Here is a 1,479-nt window from a genome sequence, read left to right as displayed (position 1 = left end):
GAGCTGGCTGGATCACACCGCGGAGGGGGCGGCGCCCGATGGCCGGTCTTTCACCCAAACCATGGCATGCTCTGCGCCAAGCCCACCCGGAACCCCCGCCATGCGCCTGTTCACCCGTGTCCTGCCCCTGATGCTGCTGGCCTCCCTGCTGTCCGGCTGTGGCTACAACGCCATCCAGCAGAAGGACGAGGCGGTCAAGGCCAGCTGGTCCGAAGTGCTCAACCAGTACAAGCGCCGCGCCGACCTGGTGCCCAACCTGGTGCAGACCGTCAAAGGTTTCGCCAGCCAGGAAGAGCGCGTGCTGACCGAAGTCACCAACGCCCGCTCGCGTGTCGGCCAGATCAACGTCAACGCCGATGACGAAGCCTCGCTCAAGCAGTTCCAGCAGGCCCAGGGTGAACTCGGCAGCGCGCTGTCGCGGCTGCTGGTGGTGACCGAGAACTATCCGGTGCTGAAGTCCGACCAGAACTTCCGCGACCTGCAGGCCCAGCTGGAAGGCACCGAGAACCGCATCACCGTTGCCCGCGGCCGCTACATCCAGCAGGTGCAGGACTACAACACCTACATCCGCTCGTTCCCGCAGGTGATCACCGCCAAGATCTTCGGCTACAAGACCAAGCCGAACTTCACCGTGGACAACGAAGCGCAGATCTCCAACGCGCCGGCGGTCGATTTCGGCAACGCGCCGCAGCAGCAGCCGGCACCGCAGCCGGGCCACTGACCCATGCGCCTGGCCACCGCGCTGCTGGCCCTGCTGCTGTGGCTGCCGCTGGCAGCGCAGGCACAGACTCTGGCGCCGATTCCGGCGCTGGATTCGCCGGTGGTCGACACCACCGGCACGCTGGAGGCTGCGCAGAAGCAGGCACTGGTGCAGCAGGCGCTGGACCTGCAACAGCGCAAGGGCAGCCAGCTGCAGGTGCTGGTGGTACCCACCACCCAGCCGGAGGACATCGCGCAGTACACCACGCGGGTCTTCGACCAGTGGCAGATCGGCCGCAAGGACGTGGATGACGGCGTGCTGCTGGTGGTGGCCAAGGACGACCGGCGCGTGCGGATCGAGCCGGGTTACGGTCTTGAAGGCGCGATTCCCGATGCCATCGCCAACCGGGTCATCCAGGAATACCTGGTGCCGCGTTTCCGCGCCGGCGACTACGCCGGGGGCATCACCGATGCCACCGCCGTGCTGGTCAAGCTGATCGATGGCGAAACGCTGCCGGCACCGGTCAGTGGTCATCGTGGGCGCGAGCCGGGTGGCGGCGGCGATACCTGGTTCCTGGCGCTGTTCATCGGTGTGTTCGCCGGCAGCATCCTGCGCGGCGTGTTCGCGCGCGTGCCGCGACCGCTGCGCGGCCTGCTCGGCGGTGCCGGTGCGGCGCTGGCGGCGTTCCTGTTCACCTCCACCCTGATGGCCAGTGGCCTGGCCGGCGTGGTCGGCCTGATCGTGGCGATGCTGTCCGGTCATCCGGGGCGCTTTGCCGG

2 protein-coding genes are annotated in these 1,479 nt (G+C 67.8%); both read left to right on the top strand.

Features of this window, described 5'->3' with window-relative positions; all coding sequences use genetic code 11:
- Positions 1 to 100 precede the first annotated feature (100 nt).
- A complete protein-coding gene (locus WDC87_RS21790) occupies positions 101 to 721 on the top strand; it encodes a LemA family protein (RefSeq protein ID WP_005415338.1) in 621 nt (206 codons plus the stop codon).
- Positions 722 to 724: 3 nt separating this feature from the next.
- Positions 725 to 1,479: TPM domain-containing protein (locus tag WDC87_RS21785; protein ID WP_301655388.1), on the top strand; the 755-nt coding region annotated here is incomplete at its 3' end.

Source organism: Stenotrophomonas maltophilia group sp. Smal12 (assembly GCF_037079935.1).
GTDB lineage: Bacteria > Pseudomonadota > Gammaproteobacteria > Xanthomonadales > Xanthomonadaceae > Stenotrophomonas > Stenotrophomonas sepilia.
This window is presented reverse-complemented; position numbering and strand designations above follow the sequence as displayed.

Excerpts from the sequence above, each read along its gene's own strand:
- WDC87_RS21790 (WP_005415338.1), top strand. The coding sequence starts at position 101 with ATGCGCCTGTTCACCCGTGTCCTGCCCCTGATGCTGCTGGCCTCCCTG.